The organism is Pantoea sp. EKM101V, assembly GCF_011800325.1.
In the GTDB taxonomy this organism is placed as follows: Bacteria; Pseudomonadota; Gammaproteobacteria; order Enterobacterales; family Enterobacteriaceae; genus Pantoea; species Pantoea anthophila.
The window spans coordinates 410,267-428,627 of record NZ_JAALFP010000001.1 but is presented as its reverse complement, the minus strand read 5'-3'; the positions used below and the strand labels follow the sequence as shown (position 1 = coordinate 428,627).

The 18,361-nt window shown below is 59.9% G+C and carries 16 protein-coding genes; 6 read left to right on the top strand and 10 right to left on the bottom strand.

Annotation, left to right across the window (positions count from 1 at the left end; genetic code table 11):
• Positions 1-39: 39 nt before the first annotated feature.
• The 3 genes from ampC to HFD92_RS02110 form a co-directional block, all read right to left on the bottom strand.
• Positions 40-1,194, bottom strand: a complete 1,155-nt coding sequence (gene ampC / locus HFD92_RS02120; protein WP_167428191.1) for a class C beta-lactamase — start codon at positions 1,192-1,194, stop codon at positions 40-42.
• 29 nt (positions 1,195-1,223) lie between these two features.
• A complete protein-coding gene (locus tag HFD92_RS02115) occupies positions 1,224-1,469 on the bottom strand; it encodes a hypothetical protein (RefSeq protein WP_009090169.1) in 246 nt (81 codons plus the stop codon).
• A 67-nt stretch (positions 1,470-1,536) separates the two neighbouring features.
• Positions 1,537-2,718 carry a glycosyltransferase family 4 protein gene (locus HFD92_RS02110; RefSeq protein WP_009090167.1) on the bottom strand — a complete coding sequence of 394 codons (1,182 nt, stop codon included), beginning with the start codon at positions 2,716-2,718 and terminating at the stop codon, positions 1,537-1,539.
• Positions 2,719-3,321: 603 nt separating this feature from the next.
• Between HFD92_RS02110 and hpxO the strand changes: the two genes are divergently transcribed.
• Positions 3,322-4,479, top strand: coding sequence for an FAD-dependent urate hydroxylase HpxO (hpxO, locus tag HFD92_RS02105; RefSeq protein ID WP_167428190.1), 1,158 nt, complete (start codon positions 3,322-3,324; stop codon positions 4,477-4,479).
• Positions 4,480-4,517: 38 nt separating this feature from the next.
• Here hpxO and dcp read toward each other — a convergent pair whose 3' ends face one another.
• The 5 genes from dcp to guaD all read right to left on the bottom strand — a co-directional run bounded on the left by dcp (position 4,518) and on the right by guaD (position 12,511).
• The gene (gene dcp / locus HFD92_RS02100) at positions 4,518-6,563 is read right to left on the bottom strand and encodes a peptidyl-dipeptidase Dcp (RefSeq protein ID WP_167428189.1); all 2,046 of its coding nucleotides are present in this window, start codon (positions 6,561-6,563) and stop codon (positions 4,518-4,520) included.
• Between the two features lie 61 nt (positions 6,564-6,624).
• The gene (xdhC, locus tag HFD92_RS02095; RefSeq protein WP_167428188.1) at positions 6,625-7,401 is read right to left on the bottom strand and encodes a xanthine dehydrogenase accessory protein XdhC; all 777 of its coding nucleotides are present in this window, start codon (positions 7,399-7,401) and stop codon (positions 6,625-6,627) included.
• Positions 7,388-9,754: a xanthine dehydrogenase molybdopterin binding subunit gene (xdhB, locus tag HFD92_RS02090; protein ID WP_167428187.1), complete on the bottom strand. Its 2,367-nt coding sequence runs from the start codon at positions 9,752-9,754 to the stop codon at positions 7,388-7,390. The genes xdhC and xdhB overlap by 14 nt, the downstream gene beginning before the upstream one ends.
• A complete protein-coding gene (xdhA, locus tag HFD92_RS02085) occupies positions 9,744-11,186 on the bottom strand; it encodes a xanthine dehydrogenase small subunit (RefSeq protein ID WP_167428186.1) in 1,443 nt (480 codons plus the stop codon). The genes xdhB and xdhA overlap by 11 nt, the downstream gene beginning before the upstream one ends.
• On the bottom strand, positions 11,183-12,511 hold the full coding sequence (gene guaD / locus HFD92_RS02080) for a guanine deaminase (protein WP_167428185.1): 1,329 nt from the start codon (positions 12,509-12,511) through the stop codon (positions 11,183-11,185). The genes xdhA and guaD overlap by 4 nt, the downstream gene beginning before the upstream one ends.
• A gap of 401 nt (positions 12,512-12,912) precedes the next feature.
• Between guaD and ydfG the strand changes: the two genes are divergently transcribed.
• The gene (gene ydfG / locus HFD92_RS02075; protein WP_167428184.1) at positions 12,913-13,659 is read left to right on the top strand and encodes a bifunctional NADP-dependent 3-hydroxy acid dehydrogenase/3-hydroxypropionate dehydrogenase YdfG; all 747 of its coding nucleotides are present in this window, start codon (positions 12,913-12,915) and stop codon (positions 13,657-13,659) included.
• Between the two features lie 30 nt (positions 13,660-13,689).
• On the opposite strand, the gene HFD92_RS02070 is transcribed toward ydfG, so the two are convergent.
• Positions 13,690-14,016, bottom strand: coding sequence for a YnfA family protein (locus HFD92_RS02070; RefSeq protein ID WP_033736535.1), 327 nt, complete (start codon positions 14,014-14,016; stop codon positions 13,690-13,692).
• 133 nt (positions 14,017-14,149) lie between these two features.
• On the opposite strand from HFD92_RS02070, the gene HFD92_RS02065 reads away from it, so the two are divergent.
• Positions 14,150-14,473: a DUF1283 family protein gene (locus HFD92_RS02065; RefSeq protein ID WP_167428183.1), complete on the top strand. Its 324-nt coding sequence runs from the start codon at positions 14,150-14,152 to the stop codon at positions 14,471-14,473.
• Between the two features lie 45 nt (positions 14,474-14,518).
• A complete protein-coding gene (locus tag HFD92_RS02060; RefSeq protein ID WP_009090146.1) occupies positions 14,519-14,818 on the top strand; it encodes a DUF1161 domain-containing protein in 300 nt (99 codons plus the stop codon).
• A 39-nt stretch (positions 14,819-14,857) separates the two neighbouring features.
• Here the strand turns inward: HFD92_RS02060 and HFD92_RS02055 are convergent, their stop codons facing one another.
• Positions 14,858-16,324: an MDR family MFS transporter gene (locus HFD92_RS02055; RefSeq protein WP_111208398.1), complete on the bottom strand. Its 1,467-nt coding sequence runs from the start codon at positions 16,322-16,324 to the stop codon at positions 14,858-14,860.
• 391 nt (positions 16,325-16,715) lie between these two features.
• Between HFD92_RS02055 and HFD92_RS02050 the strand changes: the two genes are divergently transcribed.
• Both HFD92_RS02050 and HFD92_RS02045 read left to right on the top strand, forming a co-directional pair.
• Positions 16,716-17,432, top strand: coding sequence for an ABC transporter permease (locus tag HFD92_RS02050; RefSeq protein ID WP_009090143.1), 717 nt, complete (start codon positions 16,716-16,718; stop codon positions 17,430-17,432).
• Positions 17,433-17,449: 17 nt separating this feature from the next.
• The gene (locus tag HFD92_RS02045; RefSeq protein WP_167428182.1) at positions 17,450-18,361 is read left to right on the top strand and encodes a glycine betaine ABC transporter substrate-binding protein; all 912 of its coding nucleotides are present in this window, start codon (positions 17,450-17,452) and stop codon (positions 18,359-18,361) included.

Genomic DNA, 18,361 nt, shown 5'->3' with positions numbered 1-18,361 from the left:
AACAGAAGGCACCACCGCAAGTCCGGCGCGTATCCGTCCTTACTCTGCTGCGCCCTGCTCCAGCGCCTGCATAATCTGCCACGCCGCCCTGATGCGCAGCGGATTGGGGTAGCTCTTGTTGGCCAGCATCACAATGCCGGTGTTCTTCTCGGGGATAAACGCAATATAGGCACCAAACCCGTTGGTCGACCCGGTTTTATGCACCCAGCTGGCGCGTCGGGAGGGCCCGACCGGTTCCACGCGGGTCACCGGTTGCGGCTTCAGCGCCACGCCATTCTCACTGTCGGCGATCAGCGTGTCAGCACTGACGGGCCAGTCATAGATCTCCCAGCCCAGCCCCTGATAGAAACTGGCGGTTCTGAAGTAGCGCGACTGCGCCGTGCGGATGGCATTGCGCAGCACAGCATTGCCGGCAGAGAGGCCGTTTGGATCGCTGTTGGCCTGCATGAAGGTGAGCATGTCGCGAGCGGTCGATTTAACCCCATAGGCTTCGGCATCCAGCATGCCGGGGGAAACACGCACCGGCTGGCCATTTTTGTAGCCCCAGGCGTAGTTAATCATCATCGACGGCGGCACGGTAATAAAGGTGCGTGTCAGGCGCAGCGGCTGAAACAGCGATTTCACCATCGTCGCCTCAAAGTCCCCCTTCACCATCAGCGCGCCGAAGAGACCGATACTGGCGTTAGAGTACTGGCGAACCGTACCGGGTGCCGCCTGCGGTTGCCACTCCTGATAGAAACGAAGCAGCGACGCCTGATCGGTGACCGCCTCCGGCAGTTGCAGCGGCAGCCCGCCCGCCGTGTAGGTCGCCAGATGCAGCATCCGGACCGGACGCCACTGCGCCCCCGTCAGCTGCGGCCAGACCTTCTGCACCGGATCGTTCAGGCGGAGTTCACCGTTGCGGATCAGAATCCCCGCCAGGGTGCCGGTGAAGGTTTTACTCACCGAGCCCAGCTCAAACAGCGTGTTTTCTGTGACCCGGCGGCCCGAATCGGTGTCGGCCACGCCCGCATTCACAAACTGCGTCCGGCCTTTGTAAAGCACCGCCACCGACATACCGGGGATCGCCTGCTGCTCCATCAGCGGTTCAATCGCGGCTTTAACCAGAGAAGTGACCTGCTGTGAAGAGAGATCGGCGGCGACACAGCGGACAGAAAGCGAAAGCAGAACAAAACAAAACAGAGACTTTTTCATTAGCAACGAAGAGGGTTCACCGGGTCAGATTATTTACACTGGTCAGCACATGCCTGCACGCAGATCTGCGCCTGCGTACTGCAGGCACCGCTGTCGCGGGTATTACAGTGGGAGCGTTCGACATAGCAGTTGGACTGACAGGCCGCCAGATCGCAGCGGGCCGCCGCAGGGGTCAGCTGAACCAGGGGGGCGCGGGCCGGAAAAGGCGAAGCGGGCTGAGCGAAAGCGCTGCTACCCAGTAATCCGGACAGCAGCAGCGTGATGATGCGTTTCATAAGAGTTCTCCTGTAGGACGCTGCCCCTAGTATGGCCAGTCTGGCGGGCAGCGTCAGGGAAATCTTATCAAATTGAGACCACAGGCGGGTGTTGGGTGGCATTTATTACGCCACGGGTGTAGATATCGTTCAGTCTGGCGATGTAACGCTGGGTATCATGCTGCTCTTTGATGCGCAGGATCGCCGCCTCGCCTTTCTCCTGCAGCCGTTCCGGCTGCTCAACGATCTCCAGCAGCGTCGCTTTCAGCCCCTCCACCAGCGACCGGCGCAGCTGCGATTTCTGCTCCGGCGTGGTAATGCTGTATTCGCGATCGGCGTTCAGCGGACTGGCGATGACCCAGCCCGCGCTGGCAGGATTGATCTCCGGCAGGGCCCGCACATTGCTGGTGATCACCGGACAGCCGTTAGCCTGCATCTCCAGCACGGAAAAGCCGTAGGTCTCCTGCCAGGTCGGCAACAGGCCGACGTCGCTCTCGCGGAACAGCTGCATCAGTTCACGGTTATCCATCCGCGCCTGATGCGTGAAACAGCGGTAACGGGCGATGCGGCTCTCGATGCCGCGATAAAAGGCGTCATCATCCTGAAACTGGCGATGGGCGACGTTGTGACGTTTGGTGAGTTCACCGATCAGCTGCACGTCCAGCTGCGACTCCTCCAGGCGGCGCTCTTCAATCAGCTCACTGATCGCCAGCACCACTTCCGCCCCGCCTTTGCGATAAAACTCATTACCGGCAAAGACCAGCTTCAGCACACCCGGCTGGCGTGGCGCCTTATGCTGCACAAACAGCGTCTGGGGCGGATGCAGCACCAGCGTTTTCCGCCGGATTTTCTGCGCCTCATCCGGGCTGAACAGCTTCATCTGAATATTCAGCGTCGCGTCGGAGATTGCGATCAATCCGAGGCAGTTCTCTTTTAACAGATGAGGAATTAAGCGCTTCAGCTCCGGGTTATCCCGCTTGGCGACGCCGGGCACCGGCAGCACGCGCGGCAGCTCGGTTTCAAACGAGGCGACCCACTTCTGGTGGGTGATCGCAACTTCATTGAACAGATGGAGGATGTCAGCCCGTGAAGCGCCGGAAAACGGCACCGGCTGAAAGACGAAGGTTTTATTTTTCTTAAGCAGGCGGGTCCGGAGGGGATTAATAAAATAGAACAGATTGCCTTTTTTCAGATTGATATATTCGTTTGCCGGATTCACTAAAATATTACGCTGCTCCGGATATTGATTATTCGTAATTCCAATTTTCATGCACGCTCTCCAGAGTCCTTGTATACGGCATCATCTATAGCATGCAGCTGCGGCTGTTTCGTCTGAGCAATATCCTAAAAAGGCCCGCGTGGCGCGGCCTCTCCGCTTTTTCTAATGATTGCTTTCGGTGATAAAGCAGGCATGAAAGCGATCTTTTCTCAGTTTCGTAACACCTGTGTTTTTTTGTGTCAGGCTAACCCCTTGTTGAATATCCCACTATTTGTTCGGGCAATAAACGGACCATTTGTTATGTGAATGTTTAATTATTTGTGAAAATTAATATCGCCTGAAATGACGCATATAGTTTAAAACTTTTAAACAAACGAAACAGAACGCGGACGGTTCCCCCTACGCGCTGATGATTACGCCAGGTGGTCAGCCCACGGCCGATGAAACAAATGATACAGCGCACCCGCGACTGCACCACGCTGACCCGCTGCTTTGCCACATCATGGTGCAGTTGCGGGTGTCAGGCCCTGCGCCATAAACGCCCTTTCCTCCCACTAAGCCAATGAATTAAAACTCAAATATCAACCCGCACCCTGAATGCGCCGGTCTGGTACAAAAGTTGCAGCGACCTCTCTATGCAGACAGGAGAGCATTATGAAAGCAATCGTGATTGGTGGCGGGATTGGCGGTATGAGCAGCGCCATTGCGCTGGAAAAAGCCGGAATAGAAGTCGAGGTGTTTGAAGCCGTGCAGGAGATGAAGCCGGTCGGCGCGGCGATCTCTATCTGGCCTAATGGCGTAAAGTGCCTGAATGCGCTGGGCATGAAAGAGCAACTGCGCGCACTGGGCGGCAACATGGCCTATATGGCCTATCACGACGGCGCAACCGGCGCGCCCCTGACCCGCTTCAGTATGGCCCCGCTGGTGCAGCAGGTCGGCGAATACCCCTGCCCGGTGGCGCGTGCTGAACTGCAGGCGATGCTGATTGATACCTTTGGCCGTGAACGGGTGCAGTTTGGCAAGCGGGTCATCCAGGTCGAAGAGACTGCAGAGGGCGTCATTGCCACCTTCACCGATAACAGTCAGGTGCGGGGCGACTTTCTGATTGCCGCCGACGGCACCCATTCGGTGGTGCGCGAGTATGTGCTGGAGCAGAAGCTGGAGCGCCGCTATGCCGGTTACGTTAACTGGAACGGACTGGTGACCATTGATGAACGCATCGCGCCTGCCGATCAGTGGACGACGTTTGTCGGTGACGGCAAGCGGGTATCGCTGATGCCGGTCAGTGGCAACCGGTTCTACTTCTTCTTTGATGTGCCGCTGCCGAAAGGATTGCCGCAGGATCGCAGCACGGTGAAAGCCGATTTAACCGGCTATTTCCAGGGCTGGGCTGAGCCGGTTCAGCAGCTGATCGCGGCCATCAATCCTGAGACCACCAACCGGGTTGAGATCCATGACATCGAACCGTTCAGCCGTTTTGTAAAGGGCCGCGTCGCCCTGCTCGGCGATGCGGCGCACAGCACCACCCCCGATATCGGTCAGGGCGGCTGCGCGGCGATGGAAGATGCGGTGGTGCTGGCCGCGACGCTGGCGTCTCACTCACTGGGGATCGAAGATGCGCTGCTGCGCTATCAGGCGCGACGGGTGGAACGGGTCAAAGATCTGGTGCTGAAAGCCCGTAAACGCTGCGAGGTGACCCACGCGCACGACCCGGCGATCACCGCGGCGTGGTATCAGTCACTGAAAAGCGAAACCGGCGAGCGGGTGCTGGCCGGTATGTGTGAAACCATCGAAGGTGGCCCGCTGGGCTGAGATCCTGAACCGGGCTGTCAGTGAGACAGCCCGTCACCTTACTCCTCCGCCAGACCGCGATTTTTCAGCATCGGCTCCAGCTGAGGCGCGGCGCCCCGCCAGCTTTCATACAGCGTTTTCAGATCGCTGCTGTTGCCCCGCGACAGAATTTTCTGCCGGAAGATCTCGCCGTTTTCCCGCGTCAGCCCGCCATGCTCCACAAACCACTGATAGCCATCGTCCGCCAGCATCTGCGTCCAGATATAGGCGTAATAACCGGCAGCATAGCCGCCGCCCCAGATGTGCTGGAAATAGCTGGAGCGATAGCGCGGAGGCACCGCCGCCAGCGCCAGGTTGTCGCTCTGCAGCGACTGCTGCTCAAATCCCGCCACGCTTTGCGGTGCGTTGTCCGGCGTCAGGCCGTGCCAGTGCTGATCCAGCAGGGCGGCAGCCAGCAGCTCGCTCATCTCATAGCCTTTGTTGAACTGAGCGGCGCGGACGATCTTCTCATGCAGCGCATCCGGCATCGCCTCCCCGGTCTGATAGTGACGGGCGTAGTGACGGAACAGCGACGGCTCGCTGGCCCAGTGCTCGTTAATCTGCGACGGAAATTCGACGAAATCGCGCGGGGTTTCGGTGCCTGAGAGCCCCGGATAGCGCTGCGTGGCAAACAGGCCGTGCAGCGTATGACCAAATTCGTGGAACATCGTGATCACGTCATCCCAGCTCAGCAGCGCCGGCTCACCGGCAGGCGGTTTCGTGTAGTTGCAGACGTTGTAGATCACCGGTTTGCTGTCGAGCAGCATCGACTGGTTTACAAAATTACTCATCCATGCGCCGCCGCCTTTGCTGTCGCGCTTGAAGAAATCGGTGTAGAAGAGCGCCAGCGGCGTCTCATCAGCATCGAAAATCTCATAGACCAGCACATCCGGGTGATAAACCGGCAGATCCTGACGCGGCGTAAAACGGATGCCATAGAGCCGCGTTGCCGCCTCGAAGACGCCATTATGCAGCACCGCGTTCAGCTCGAAGTAGGGTTTGATCTGGCTTTCATCCAGATCGTAACGGGCACGCCGCACCTGTTCGGCATAAAAACGCCAGTCCCAGGCCTGCAGGAGAAAATCGCCCTGCTGCTGATCGATCGTCTGCTGTATCGCGGCGGCTTCCCGTTCCGCACGGGCACGCGCGGCAGGCACGATGTTGCGCATAAAGGCCAGCGCCGCCTCAGGGGTTTTTGCCATCTGATCCTGCAGCTTCCAGGCGGCATAGCTGGTAAAGCCCAGCAGCCGGGCCTGCTCCGCCCTGACCTGCGCCAGCCGTAACACCAGCTCGCGGGTATCGTTGTCATCCCCTTTTTCCGTGCGCGTCACGCCCGCCTGAAACAGCGCTTCACGGGTCGCCCGATCGGAAAGACTCTGCAGCGCCGGTTGCTGCGTGGTGTTCTGCAGCACCAGCAGCCAGCTGTCTTCCAGCCCGCGCGCCCGCGCTTCCGCCTGCGCCACCGCGAGGTCGGCCGGGGAGAGCCCCGCCAGCTGCTGCGCATCCCGGACCACCAGACCGCCCGCCTGCGTCGCCGCCAGCAGTTTATTGGTGAAGCGGGTGCTGAGACGCGCCGCCTCCTGATTCAGCGTTTTGAGCTGCAGTTTCTGCGCCTCCGGCAGGTTAGCTCCCGCCAGCTGAAAGCGCTGCCAGACCACCTCGACCAGCCGCTTTGATTCGCTGTCCAGGCTGGCGCGCTGCAGATAGACAGCGTCAAGCCGGGAAAAGAGCGGCCGGTTGAGCATGATGTCATCGTTAAGTGCGGTGAGCTGCGGCGCAATCTCCTCATCCACCTGCTGCAGCAAAGGGCTGGTATGCGCGGAGGTCATGGCGCTGAACACCAGATTGACCCGGTTGAGCAGTTGTCCACTCTTCTCCAGCGCCTCATAGGTGTTGGAAAAGGTGGGAGCCTCGCTGTTATGGGCAATCGCATCGATCTCCCGACGCTTTTCCGCAACGCCCGCCTCAAGCGCGGGCAGGAAGTCCTGCTGCTGGATCTGATCAAAAGGGGGCGCCTGATAAGGCAGTGTGCTGACGCTGAAGAAGGGATTCTGACGGGCGTTCATGGTTCGCTCCTGATGGGCATCGCAAAGACCTATCCTGACAGGTTGCGGCTGAGGCGACAACTCAGGCGATGCGCTGCTGATAGAAGCTGATTATTTCACCTGCAATCGCCACGGCGATTTCGGCGGGCAGCTTGCCTTTGACGTCAGGCAGACCGATCGGACAGCGCAGCCGCGCCAGCGGTTCCGTGCCAACGCCACGGCCAGCGAGCCGGTAGCGAAAACGCTGGTTTTTCGTTTCTGAACCGATCACCCCGGCATAGGCAAAGTCGTTGCGTTTCAGCACCGCTTCGCACAGCGCAAAATCGAGCGGATGGTGGTGGGTCATGATAATGAAGTAGCTCCCGGCGGGAGCCTCCGCCACGCACTCGATCGGTTCCTCCGGCTGCTGCGTCACCACACCGGCAGGCACGTGGCCGAACTGACCGGGACGACTGTCGATCCAGTTGATGTGACAGGGTAACGTAGAGAGCAGGTTCACCAGCGCCTGGCCGACATGCCCGGCGCCGAACAGATAGATTTCCGGCTGCGCCTGCAGCAGAGGCTCAAACAGCAGTGTGGTTTTGCCGCCGCAGCACTGGCCCAGTCGTGCGCCCAGGCTGTACTCCTCGGTGTGGGGCGCGCCTGCCCCGCTCTGCAGCATCGCCCTGGCCTGGGCGATGCACTGAAACTCCAGATGACCGCCGCCAATGGTGAGGAAGCTCTCCTGCTGCGTCACCACCATTTTGCTGCCGCTGTCACGCGGCACCGAACCGTGCTCGCTGAGCACGGTGACCAGGACGCAGCTCTGCCGCTTCTCCCGCAGCTGATGCAGGACGCCTATCCAGTCATGGTAAATCATGTTCTGCTCCTGCCAGACGCTGCACGCCCCAGAAGATCCGCTCCGGCGTGGCAGGGGCATCCAGATGAGGGTGCTGCCGGTAGTCGGCGACGCTGGCAACCGCATCCTGCAGTGCACACCAGGCGGCAATGCCCAGCATAAACGGCGGCTCACCCACGGCCTTGGAGTGGAACACCGTATCCTTTGGATTCCTGCGGTTCTCCACCAGCGTGACCCTGAGATCGGCCGGCACATCACTGATGGCCGGAATTTTGTAGCTCGCCGGTCCATCGGTCAGCAGCTGACCTTTGTCGTTCCAGACCAGCTCTTCACAGGTGAGCCAGCCCACGCCCTGCACAAATCCCCCTTCCACCTGACCGATATCGATGGCCGGATTCAGCGAGGCCCCGACATCATGCAGGATGTCGGCACGCAGCAGGCGCGATTCGCCGGTTAAGGTGTCGATCACCACCTCGCAGCAGGCGGCCCCGTAAGCGAAGTAGTAGAACGGCTTGCCGCGCCCCGCCAGCCGGTCGTAATGAATCCCCGGCACGCGGTAGTAGCCGGTGGCGGAGAGCGGCACCTGATTCAGCCACGCCAGCGTTGCCACCTCGGCGAAGGTGTAATGCTTCTCGCCGGCGCGCACCACGCCGTTGCGGAAACTCACCGCGCTGGCATCACACTCATGCAGCCTGCAGAGCATCTCCGTCATTCTGTCACGCAGGATCTCAGCGGCATTCTGCGCCGCTTTACCGTTGAGATCCGCGCCACTGGAGGCCGCGGTTGGCGAGGTGTTAGGCACTTTACCGGTGTCGGTGGCGGTGATCTGGATCTTATCGACCTCAATCTGCAGCACCTCGGCGACAATCTGGATCACTTTGGTGTTCAGTCCCTGGCCCATCTCGGTGCCGCCGTGGTTTAGCTGCACCGTGCCGTCGGTGTAAATCAGGATCAGGGCACCTGCCTGATTGAGAAAGCTGGAGGTAAAGGAGATGCCGAATTTCACCGGCGTCAGCGCCAGTCCGCGCTTCAGCAGCGGGCTGCGGGCGTTGAAGGCGCTGATCTCCGCCCGGCGCGCCTGATAGTCGCTGCTGGCCTCCAGCTGCGCCGTGATCTCATCCAGCAGATTGTCCTCTACCTGCTGGTGGTAATGAGTGATGTTGCGCTCCTGCTTGCCATAGTAGTTACGCTTGCGCAGTTCCAGCGGGTCCAGCCCGCGTTCCCGCGCGATGTGATCCATAATCTGCTCGATGGCCACCATTCCCTGCGGGCCGCCAAACCCGCGATAGGCGGTGTTAGAGGCGATATTGGTGCGGCAGCGATAGCCGGTGATCCGCGCATCGCCAAGATAATAGGCGTTATCGGCATGAAACATGGCACGATCGACAATCGATCCGCTGAGATCCAGTGAATAACCGCAGTTTCCCGCCAGATCGATTTTGATACCGCACAGCCGGCCATCCTCCTCCACGCCCGCCTCATAACGCACAAAGAAGGGGTGACGTTTGCCGGTGACACGCATGTCGTCGCGGCGGGAGAGCCGCATCTTCGCCGCCCGCCCGGTCTGACGGGCGACAATGGCGCAGAGGCAGGCCACACCGGCCGCCTGCGTCTCTTTGCCGCCAAAGCCGCCGCCCATACGCCGCATATCAATGGTCACCTGATTCAGGCTGATGCCCATCACCTCTGCCACCAGCTTCTGCACTTCGGTGGGGTTCTGCGTTGAGGAGAAGACCTGCAGCTGGTGATCTTCGCCGGGGACCACCATCGCCGTCTGGGTTTCCAGATAAAAATGCTCCTGTCCGCCGATGTGAAACGCGCCGCTGACCCGATGTGGCGCACGTGCCAGTGCCGCTTCCACATCACCGCGCTGATGCACGTGCGGTTCCTGAACGAAACTGCGCTGCGCCAGCGCCTGCTCCACATCCAGCAGCGGTTCCAGCACCTCATAGTCAATCACTGCGGCGGCGGCACCGAGACGGGCCGCCTCCGGCGACTCCGCCGCCACGGCGAGGACGATCTGCCCCAGATAGTCGACTTTGTCATGCGCCAGCAGCGGGTCGCCCGGCTCCAGCGGCCCGACATCATTGATGCCAGGAACGTCCTGCCAGGTTAACACGCTGACCACGCCCGGCACGGCGTAGCAGGGCTGCACGTCGATGCGCACAATCCGCGCATGTGCATGCTCGCTCAGGCGCGGACAGAGATGCAGCAGACCCGGCAGCTCCGGCTTGTCGTCGATGAAGCGCGCTTCCCCGGAGACATGTTTTTCCGCGCTTTCATGGCGGTTACTGCGGCCCACGCCGCTCTGCAGATCGGCGGCATACTGCGCCTCGATTACCGCTTCGTTGAGTTCAGGACGGTTATGAGACATAGCGGGTCACCTCGGTACAGGTTATTTCGCCGTTATAGCGATGAAGAAAGCGGCGCAGCAGGTTACGCGCCACCTGCAGCCGATAGGCGCTGCTGGCACGAAAATCTGAGAGCGGCTGGAAATCGTCGGCCAGTGCGGCCGCTGCACGTGACACCGTCACGGCATTGAGGGGCTGACCAATCAACGCCTGTTCACAGTGCTGCGCCCGCTGCGGCGTGGCCGCCATGCCGCCAAAGGCGACGCGGGCATCGGTCACGATGCCCTGTTCGGTGTGCAGGTTAAAGGCGGCAAAGACCGCTGAGATATCGTCATCCAGCCGTTTGGAAACTTTCCAGGCGACAAAGTCAGGTGACACCGTCACCTTATCGATACGAATCGCGCGGATAAACTCGCTTTTTTCCAGCCGGGTCTGCCGGTAGCCGGTAAAAAAGTCGTTCAGCGGCAGGCAGCGCTGCTGCTCGCCGCGTTGCAGTATCAGGCTTGCGTTCAGCGCCAGCAGCATGGGCGACGCGTCTCCGATTGGAGAGGCGTTGCCGATATTACCGCCCAGCGTGCCCTGCAGACGGATTTGCAGGGAGGCAAAGCGTTGCAGCATCTCGCTCACGCCAGGGATGCGGCTGGCCAGAAAATCGCTGACCTGTTGCAGCGACGCGCCTGCACCCAGCAGATAATGGTCATCAAATTCACTGCAGACCTTGAGCGCGGCAACCTGCTCCAGGGCGATGAGCAGCGGCAGCCTTTTATGCTGCTGGGTGATCTGCAGGCTGAGATCGGTGCCACCGGCAATCAGTACCGCTTCGGGATGCGCCAGATAGATCTCCGCCAGCTGCGCCGGGGTTTTAGGCAGGAAGCAGCGCCGCCCTGCTGCGCCCGTCTCCTGCATCTCCGGGGTCGCCAGCGCTTCAAGACGCTGCACGGTACTCGCGGCGCTGTGATCAAACTGATCCGTCACCGGCTGCGAACAGAGCTGCTCGGCGGCCGCCATGATGGGCCGGTAGCCGGTGCAGCGGCAGAGATTGCCCGCCAGCGCGGTTTCCGCCTGATGACGATCCCAGCCCGTGGCATTTTTTTGCAGCGTGAACAGCGACATCACAAAGCCCGGCGTGCAGAAGCCGCACTGCGAGCCGTGGCAGTCAACCATCGCCTGCTGCGCCGGGTGCAGCGCCCGTCCGTGACGTAAATCTTCAACCGTGATCAGCTGTTTACCCTGCAGCGTGGAGACCAGGGTCAGGCAGCTGTTGACCGTTTCATACTGCATCCTGCCATCCACCGCTTTGCCCAGGGTGACGCTGCAGGCGCCACAGTCGCCTGAGGCGCAGCCCTCTTTGGTGCCGGGCCGCTGCTGACGGGTTCGCAGATAGTTAAGGATAGTGAGGTTGGGGTCGAGCGCGGTTTCGCTGACCAGCTGGTTATTGAGCAGAAACTGGATCATGCGGCTTGCTCCTGTGCGTCACGCTGCCAGACCGGGCGACCGGCCACCCAGGTCTGGGCAATATTGCGGTCGTCGCCCAGCGTCATTAAGACAAAAAGTTTTTCCCAGATATCTTTGCTGTTGCCGATGCGCAGCTGCTGCAGGGCAGAAACTGCCGGATCGAGCACCACAAAATCCGCCTCTTTGCCGGTGTTGAAATTCCCGATGGCGTGGTCGAGATCGAGTGCCCGCGCCCCGCCCAGCGTCGCGTGATAAAAGGCTTCGGCGGCGCTGAGCCGGTAGTGCTGCAACTGGCCCACCTTGTAGGCTTCGCCCAGGGTCTGCAGCATGTTAAAGGTGGTGCCCGCGCCGACATCGGTGCCCACTCCCACCTTCACGCCCTGCTGCCAGCTGCGTTTCAGATTAAACAGGCCGCTGCCGAGGAACAGGTTAGAGGTGGGACAGAAGGCAATTGAGGAGTCGGTGTCGTGCAGACACTGCCACTCCTTCTCTTCCAGATGCAGGCAGTGGGCAAACACGCTGCGGCGGCCGGTGAGCTGATGATGGTGGTACACATCCAGATAGCCGTCGCGTTCCGGAAAGAGTGCTTTAACCCAGGCCACCTCCTGCGGGTTTTCGCTGAGATGGGTGTGCAGCCAGGTGTCGGGAAACTCCTGACGCAGCTGCTGCACTTTTTCCAGCAGCTGCGGCGAAGAGGTCGGGGCAAAACGCGGCGTCAGCGCATAGCTCAGTCGGCCGCGCTGATGCCAGCGTTCAATCAGTGCCCGGGTCTGCTGATAGCTCTGTTCCGGGGTTTCCGTAAGGTTGTCGGGCGCATTGCGATCCATCATCACTTTCCCGGCAATCAGCCGCATGTTCAGCGCTTCGGCGGCGCTGAACAGCGCCTCGACCGACTGCGGGTGCACGGTGCCAAAGACCAGCGCGCTGGTGGTGCCATTGGAGAGCAGCTGATGCAGGAAAAAGGCGGACATCCGGGCGGCATGATCCGGGCAGTGATACTGCGCCTCCACCGGGAACGTGTAGTGATTCAGCCACTCCAGCAGCTGTTCGCCAAAGGCACCGATCATCTCCGTCTGCGGATAGTGTATGTGGGTGTCCACAAAGCCCGGCACGATCAGCCGGCCGCGCAGGTCAGTGAACGGCTGGCCCGCCAGCTTCGCCTCAGCCGTCTCCCAGCTCTCCAGCCCGGCCACACGTCCGTCACGCAGCAGCAACACGCCATCCTCCAGATAGCGGGCCTGCGTTGCCAGATCATCGGGATGATCCACCACGCCGGTGAAGTCAAAGAAGCTGGCGCGTATCGCCGTGTCGGTTGCTGGGTGCATGCTGTTTCCTTTCTGAAAGCGCGATGAGGTGGTGCAGTTAACTCTCTGTTTAACTCTTTGCAACCTGCGTGCCAGATTTAATCTGCTTTAAAACCTATAAATATCAAGTGCTTATATAAACTCGCGCTTGTTGCGCAACAAAAAAGCCTGTAAAAAGCATAGCAACCGTTTGCTTTCATGTCGCAATCGGTTGCTAAGCGCAATTGCCGATTCTGGCGGCGTGTCTGACGCACAGGCTGGCTGCTGCCCTGCCCCTTAACGGTGCAGTGCGCCCCGAAAAGGCGCAGGACGTTGCCCGTAAAAAGGGGTTTCCCCCCCTGCCCGTTTTTCTGCGCGCAGAAGCCGAAATAGCATGCTATGGTGAAGCCATCGACGTTGAAAATGGCATAAGGAACAGTGAGATGATTATTTTTGTCACCGGTGCGACGGCCGGTTTTGGTGAAAGTATTACCCGCCGCTTTATCAAAAACGGGCACAAAGTGATCGCCAGCGGACGCCGCGCCGAACGCTTAAAAGCGATGAAAGATGAGCTGGGTGAGAATCTCTACACCGTCCAGCTGGACGTGCGGAACCGCGCCGCGATTGAAGAGGCTGTGGCGCAGTTACCGGCGGCGTGGCGCGCTATCGATATCCTGGTGAACAATGCCGGTCTGGCGCTGGGCATAGAGCCCGCGCACAAAGCCAGTGTGGAAGACTGGGAAAACATGATCGATACCAACACGAAAGGCCTGGTCTATATGACCCGCGCCCTGCTGCCGCAGATGGTCGAGCGTAACGTGGGCCATATCATCAATATCGGCTCGATTGCCGGTAGCTGGCCCTATGCCGGCGGCAACGTTTATGGGGCCACAAAGGCATTTGTGCGGCAGTTCAGCCTGAACCTGCGCACCGATCTGCACGGCACCGCGCTGCGCGTGACCGATATCGAACCGGGGCTGGTGGGCGGCACCGAGTTCTCTAACGTCCGCTTTAAAGGTGATGATGACAAAGCTGGTCAGGTCTATGAAGGTGCCACTGCCCTGACCCCGGAAGATGTCACGGAAGCGGTTTACTGGGTGGCCACACTGCCAGCGCACGTCAACATCAACACGCTGGAGATGATGCCGGTCAGCCAGACGCTGGCGGGCCTGAAGGTGCACAAGCCTTAATCCTCTGCGCGCCAGCTCTCCCGGCTGGCGCTAGCCACGTCCCCAGCCCAGAACGATAATCAGCATGCCGCTGAACGCGATCAGTGCGCCACTCCAGTCCCAGACGCTCAGCTTCACGCCATCCACCACCCGCAGCCAGAGCAGCGCAGTGAGCACATAGACGCCCCCATACGCGGCATAGACCCGGCCGCTGGCGGCAGGATGCAGGGTTAGCAGCCAGACAAACAGCGCCAGGCTGGCCGCCGCCGGCAGTAACAGCCAGACCGGGCCGCCTTTTTTCAGCCATAACCACGGCAGAAAACAGCCCGTGATCTCCGCCAGGGCGGTGATAAAAAACAGCAAGGCGGTTTTAATCAGCACCCATACCTCTCCTGAACTTAAACAAACCACGCACCACTGGTGAGCAAAGAAACGGCGATGATATACTACCCGGACCCGCTGCAACAGCCGTCCCGGATGGCGATGTTGGCGATAACGAAAGGATAGCCTGATGAAAAAAATGATCCCTGCTCTGCTTCTGGTTCTGCTGTCTGGTACCGCCTTAACGGCGGGTGCGACCACCAACCGCCTGATCATCGAAGATGGCAGTTCTGCGCTGAGTAACGAAGCGGCTCGCCAGAATAAAGAGCAATGGAATGACACGCGGATGCTACGCAACAAGGTGAACAGCCGCGTAGAAAAAGAGTTTGATAAAACCGACCGCGCGTTCGACACCCGCGACAAGTGCGAGCAGAGCCTCAATCTGAACGCCTACTGGGAGCCCAACACTCTGCGCTGTCTGGACCGCCGCTCAGGCCGCCCGGTCACTCCCTGAATTTGCGCTATAGTAATGACGGACGACTAACATAAGGAAGACGTGATGAAGCTACAGAGGGTTTTGTTCACCGCAGCGTTGTTCTCGCTGCCGCTGATGGCGCAGGCTTCCTGCGAATCGGTAAAAGCCGACATCAGTCAGAAAATTGTTCAGAACGGCGTGCCTGAATCGGGCTTCACTCTCGACATCGTCGCCAACGATCAGGTCGATCAGGCGGGCGGTCAGGTGGTCGGGCATTGTGAAAACGACAGCCAGAAGATTGTCTACAAGCGTACCGGCCGGGATGACGAGGCCAGCGTGCCCGCCAGTGCCGGCAGTTCTCAGGACGCGCCTGCGCAGCAATAAACCTGTGTTAATCAGGGCGACGGTCTGTCGCCCTGCCGTTTACTCCGCCTGTTCCGGCCGCTGACGCGGCATCATCCACGCCACACCCAGCGCAAACAGCGCAATCACCAGCGCCACCACAAACACCCAGTGCAGTGAGGCTGCAATCGCCTGCACCATCTGCTGCAGCGCCTGCGGCGCCAGCTGCTGACGGCTGGGTTCAGACATAATCTGCTGCACCGGATCGGCCACCTGCGGCAGCCGCCACTGCAGATTGAGATTGAGCACTGCTCCCATGATCGCCGTACCCACCGCCGAACCGATCATCCTGCTGAACATCACCGAGGCGGTACAGATGCCGCGAATCTGATAGTCCGCCTCGTTTTGCACGGAGACCAGAAACGTGGTGCTGGTCATCCCCATGCCGGTGCCAATCAGGAAGGCGGTAAAGCCCGCCTGATAGAGTGAACTGGCGGGCTGCAGCAGCAGCAGTAAGGCGCTGCCGCTGACCAGCAGCAGCGCGCCGAGCTGGGCGGTAAAGCGATAGGAGGTCAGCAGCATCAGTCTGCCGCTCAGGGTGCTGGCCAGCGGCCAGCCAATCGACATCATCGCCAGCGCGCTGCCCGCCTGTAACGGCGTACCGCCGCGGATCCCCTGAATCCAGGTCGGCAGAAACGCACTGATCCCCATCATGGCCGCCCCGATAATCAGGTTGCCCGCATTACCGGCAATGATCAGCCGGCTGCGCCAGATCACCAGCGGAAACAGCGGTGCCGCGGCCCGCTGCTCGTGGCGTTTTAGCTGCCAGCCTGCCAGCAGTGAACAGAGCAGAAAAGGGATCAGCCAGTATCCGAGCAGCTCGGCCTGCAACAGCGCCACCAGCAGCGCGGAGACGCAGAGCATCAGCCAGCCGCTGCCCGCGAGGTTGAGGGGAGCCGATTTCTCCTCCTGCTGATGCGCCGGTAACCAGCGCGCCAGCATCAGCATACTGATCAGGCCAATCGGCAGATTGACCCAGAAAATCACGGACCAGCTGAAGTGCTGCACCAGCCAGGCACCGGTCAGCGGCCCGACGATGGCCGCCACGCCCCAGACGCTGGAGAGCCAGCCCTGAACGCTGGCGCGCTCGCGCGGCGAATAGATGTCCGCCACGATGGTGGAGCTGATCGGCATGATGGCCCCCGCCCCCAGCCCCTGAAACGCCCGGAACAGGATCAGCCAGGTCATGGAGTGGGCGAAGCCACACAGCACCGATCCGATCAGGAAAAGGGAGGTGCCGGTAAAAAACATGGTTTTACGCCCCACCTTATCCGCCAGCCGGCCATAGAGTGGCACGCTGACCGCCTGCGTCAGCAGATAGATGGAGAAGACCCAGCCAAACTGCGAAAAACCGCCGAGGTCGGCAATGATGGTTGGCATGGCGGTGGCCACGATGGTGACTTCGATAGCCGCCATAAACATCGCCAGCATGCAGGCAATCAGTATCCAGTGGCGGTGTCCGGTCCGGAGTTGTGCGCTTTCAGTCATAGGGTTCCTTTTTTATCAGCAAGGCTAGCTGAAAATCAGCCCGTGCAGTTTCCTGAACGTGCGCATTTCCTGCACCATCTGTGACGGTGTCACTAAAAGTCGATGAATTTTTTTTATTGACGCATCAGCCCAGTGGCTACGCGGCCTTAACACCATTTTAACCAGTTTCTCACTCGCCTGAGAAAGGCTGAAAAGCTGGCTTGCCGGGTAAAGGGCTGCTATAGCAGTAAAGCATCTTTCTCAGTGTTGACTGAAAAAGAGTAGGTAAATACGCATTTTGTCTACATTTTATCGCAGTTTCGGTTTTGGGTGCGGCGGCCTTTTTTGCTGCATCTGTCGGACTGTTTAGCGCTGTTATAACAATTGAGATCGTTATCAGGGAGATTCTCCTATGCAAAATGCTTCACTGGCCCGACGCGCCGGTCTGGCACTGCTTGCAGTGGTCGCAGTGATTGCGGTGCTGATCTGGGGCCTCGGCTGGGATCAGCTGGTCGCCCGTAAGGTCGACCTGCTTTATCTCGGGCAACAACACCTCTTCTTAGTGTTCTGGTCGATGCTGTTCGCCCTGCTGGTCGGTATTCCCAGCGGCATCCTGCTCAGTCGCCCGTTTGCCCGCCGCTGGGCCGAGTATGTGATGCAGATTTTCAACATCGGTAACACCCTGCCGCCGCTGGCGGTGCTGGCTCTGGCGATGGTCATTATCGGGATTGGCGACCGTCCGGCGCTGATAGCCCTGTTTCTGGCCTCGCTGCTGCCTATCGTCCGCAACACCTTCTCCGGCCTGAGCGCCGTTCCCCCGTCACTGATTGAAGCCGCCAACGGCATCGGTATGACTAAACTGCAGCGTCTGCGCCGGGTGGAGCTGCCCAACGCCCTGCCGGTGATCCTCTCCGGCGTGCGCATCGCAACGGCCATCAATGTCGGAACCGCCCCGCTGGCGTTCCTGATCGGGGCCAGCAGCTTCGGCGAGCTGATCTTCCCCGGCATCTATCTGAATGACTTTCCGACGCTGATCCTCGGCGCTGTCGCTACCGCACTGGTGGCACTGGTGCTGGATATGTTGCTGGCTGCACTGGGCCGCTTACTGAGCCCGCACGCGGCGGTCTGACCACAAGGAGCTTTGCAATGCTAACGCACTGGATAAAGAAGAGCGTGGTGGCGCTTACCGCGACGCTGCTGCTAAGCCAGACGGCACAGGCGGCTGCCCCGCTGGTGATAGCGACCAAGAGTTTTACCGAGCAGCATATTCTCTCCGCCATGACCGTCCTGTGGCTGAAGAAGAAAGGCTTTGAGGTGGTGCCCAAACGGAATATTGCCACCACCATCGGCCGTAACGCGCTGCTGAATAAGCAGATCGATATGGTCTGGGAGTACACCGGGACTTCACTGATTATTTTCAACCACATCAGCCAGCCGATGTCGTCTCAGCAGGCCTATGAGACGGTGAAAAAACTGGATGCAAAACTGGGGCTGGTCTGGCTCGATCCGGCACCGATGAACAACACCTACGCCTTTGCCATGACCCGGAAACGGGCCGAAAAAGAGGGTATCAGCACGATGTCGCAGCTGGTCTCAAAGATTGAGCAGGTGCGGAAGACCGACCCGGACCATAACTGGCGACTCGGGCTGGACCTGGAGTTTTCAGGGCGCAGCGACGGCATGAAGCCGCTGCAGAAAACCTACGACCTGGCGCTGGATCGCCCGCAGATCCGGCAGATGGACCCCGGCCTGGTCTATAACGCCATTCGCGACGGCTTTGTCGATGCCGGTCTGATCTACACCACCGATGGCCGGGTAAAAGGATTCGACCTGAAAGTGCTGGAAGATGATAAGCATTTCTTCCCCAGCTACAACGTGACGCCCGTGGTGCGTCAGGATGTGCTGGCGAGCCATCCGGGTCTGGACACCGCGCTCAATCAGCTCTCTGCGCAGATCACCGATGAGGCGATTACCGAGCTGAATAAGCGGGTCGACATCGATCACCAGTCACCAGAGAAAGTGGCGCGTGATTTCCTTCAATCCAAAAACATGCTGTAA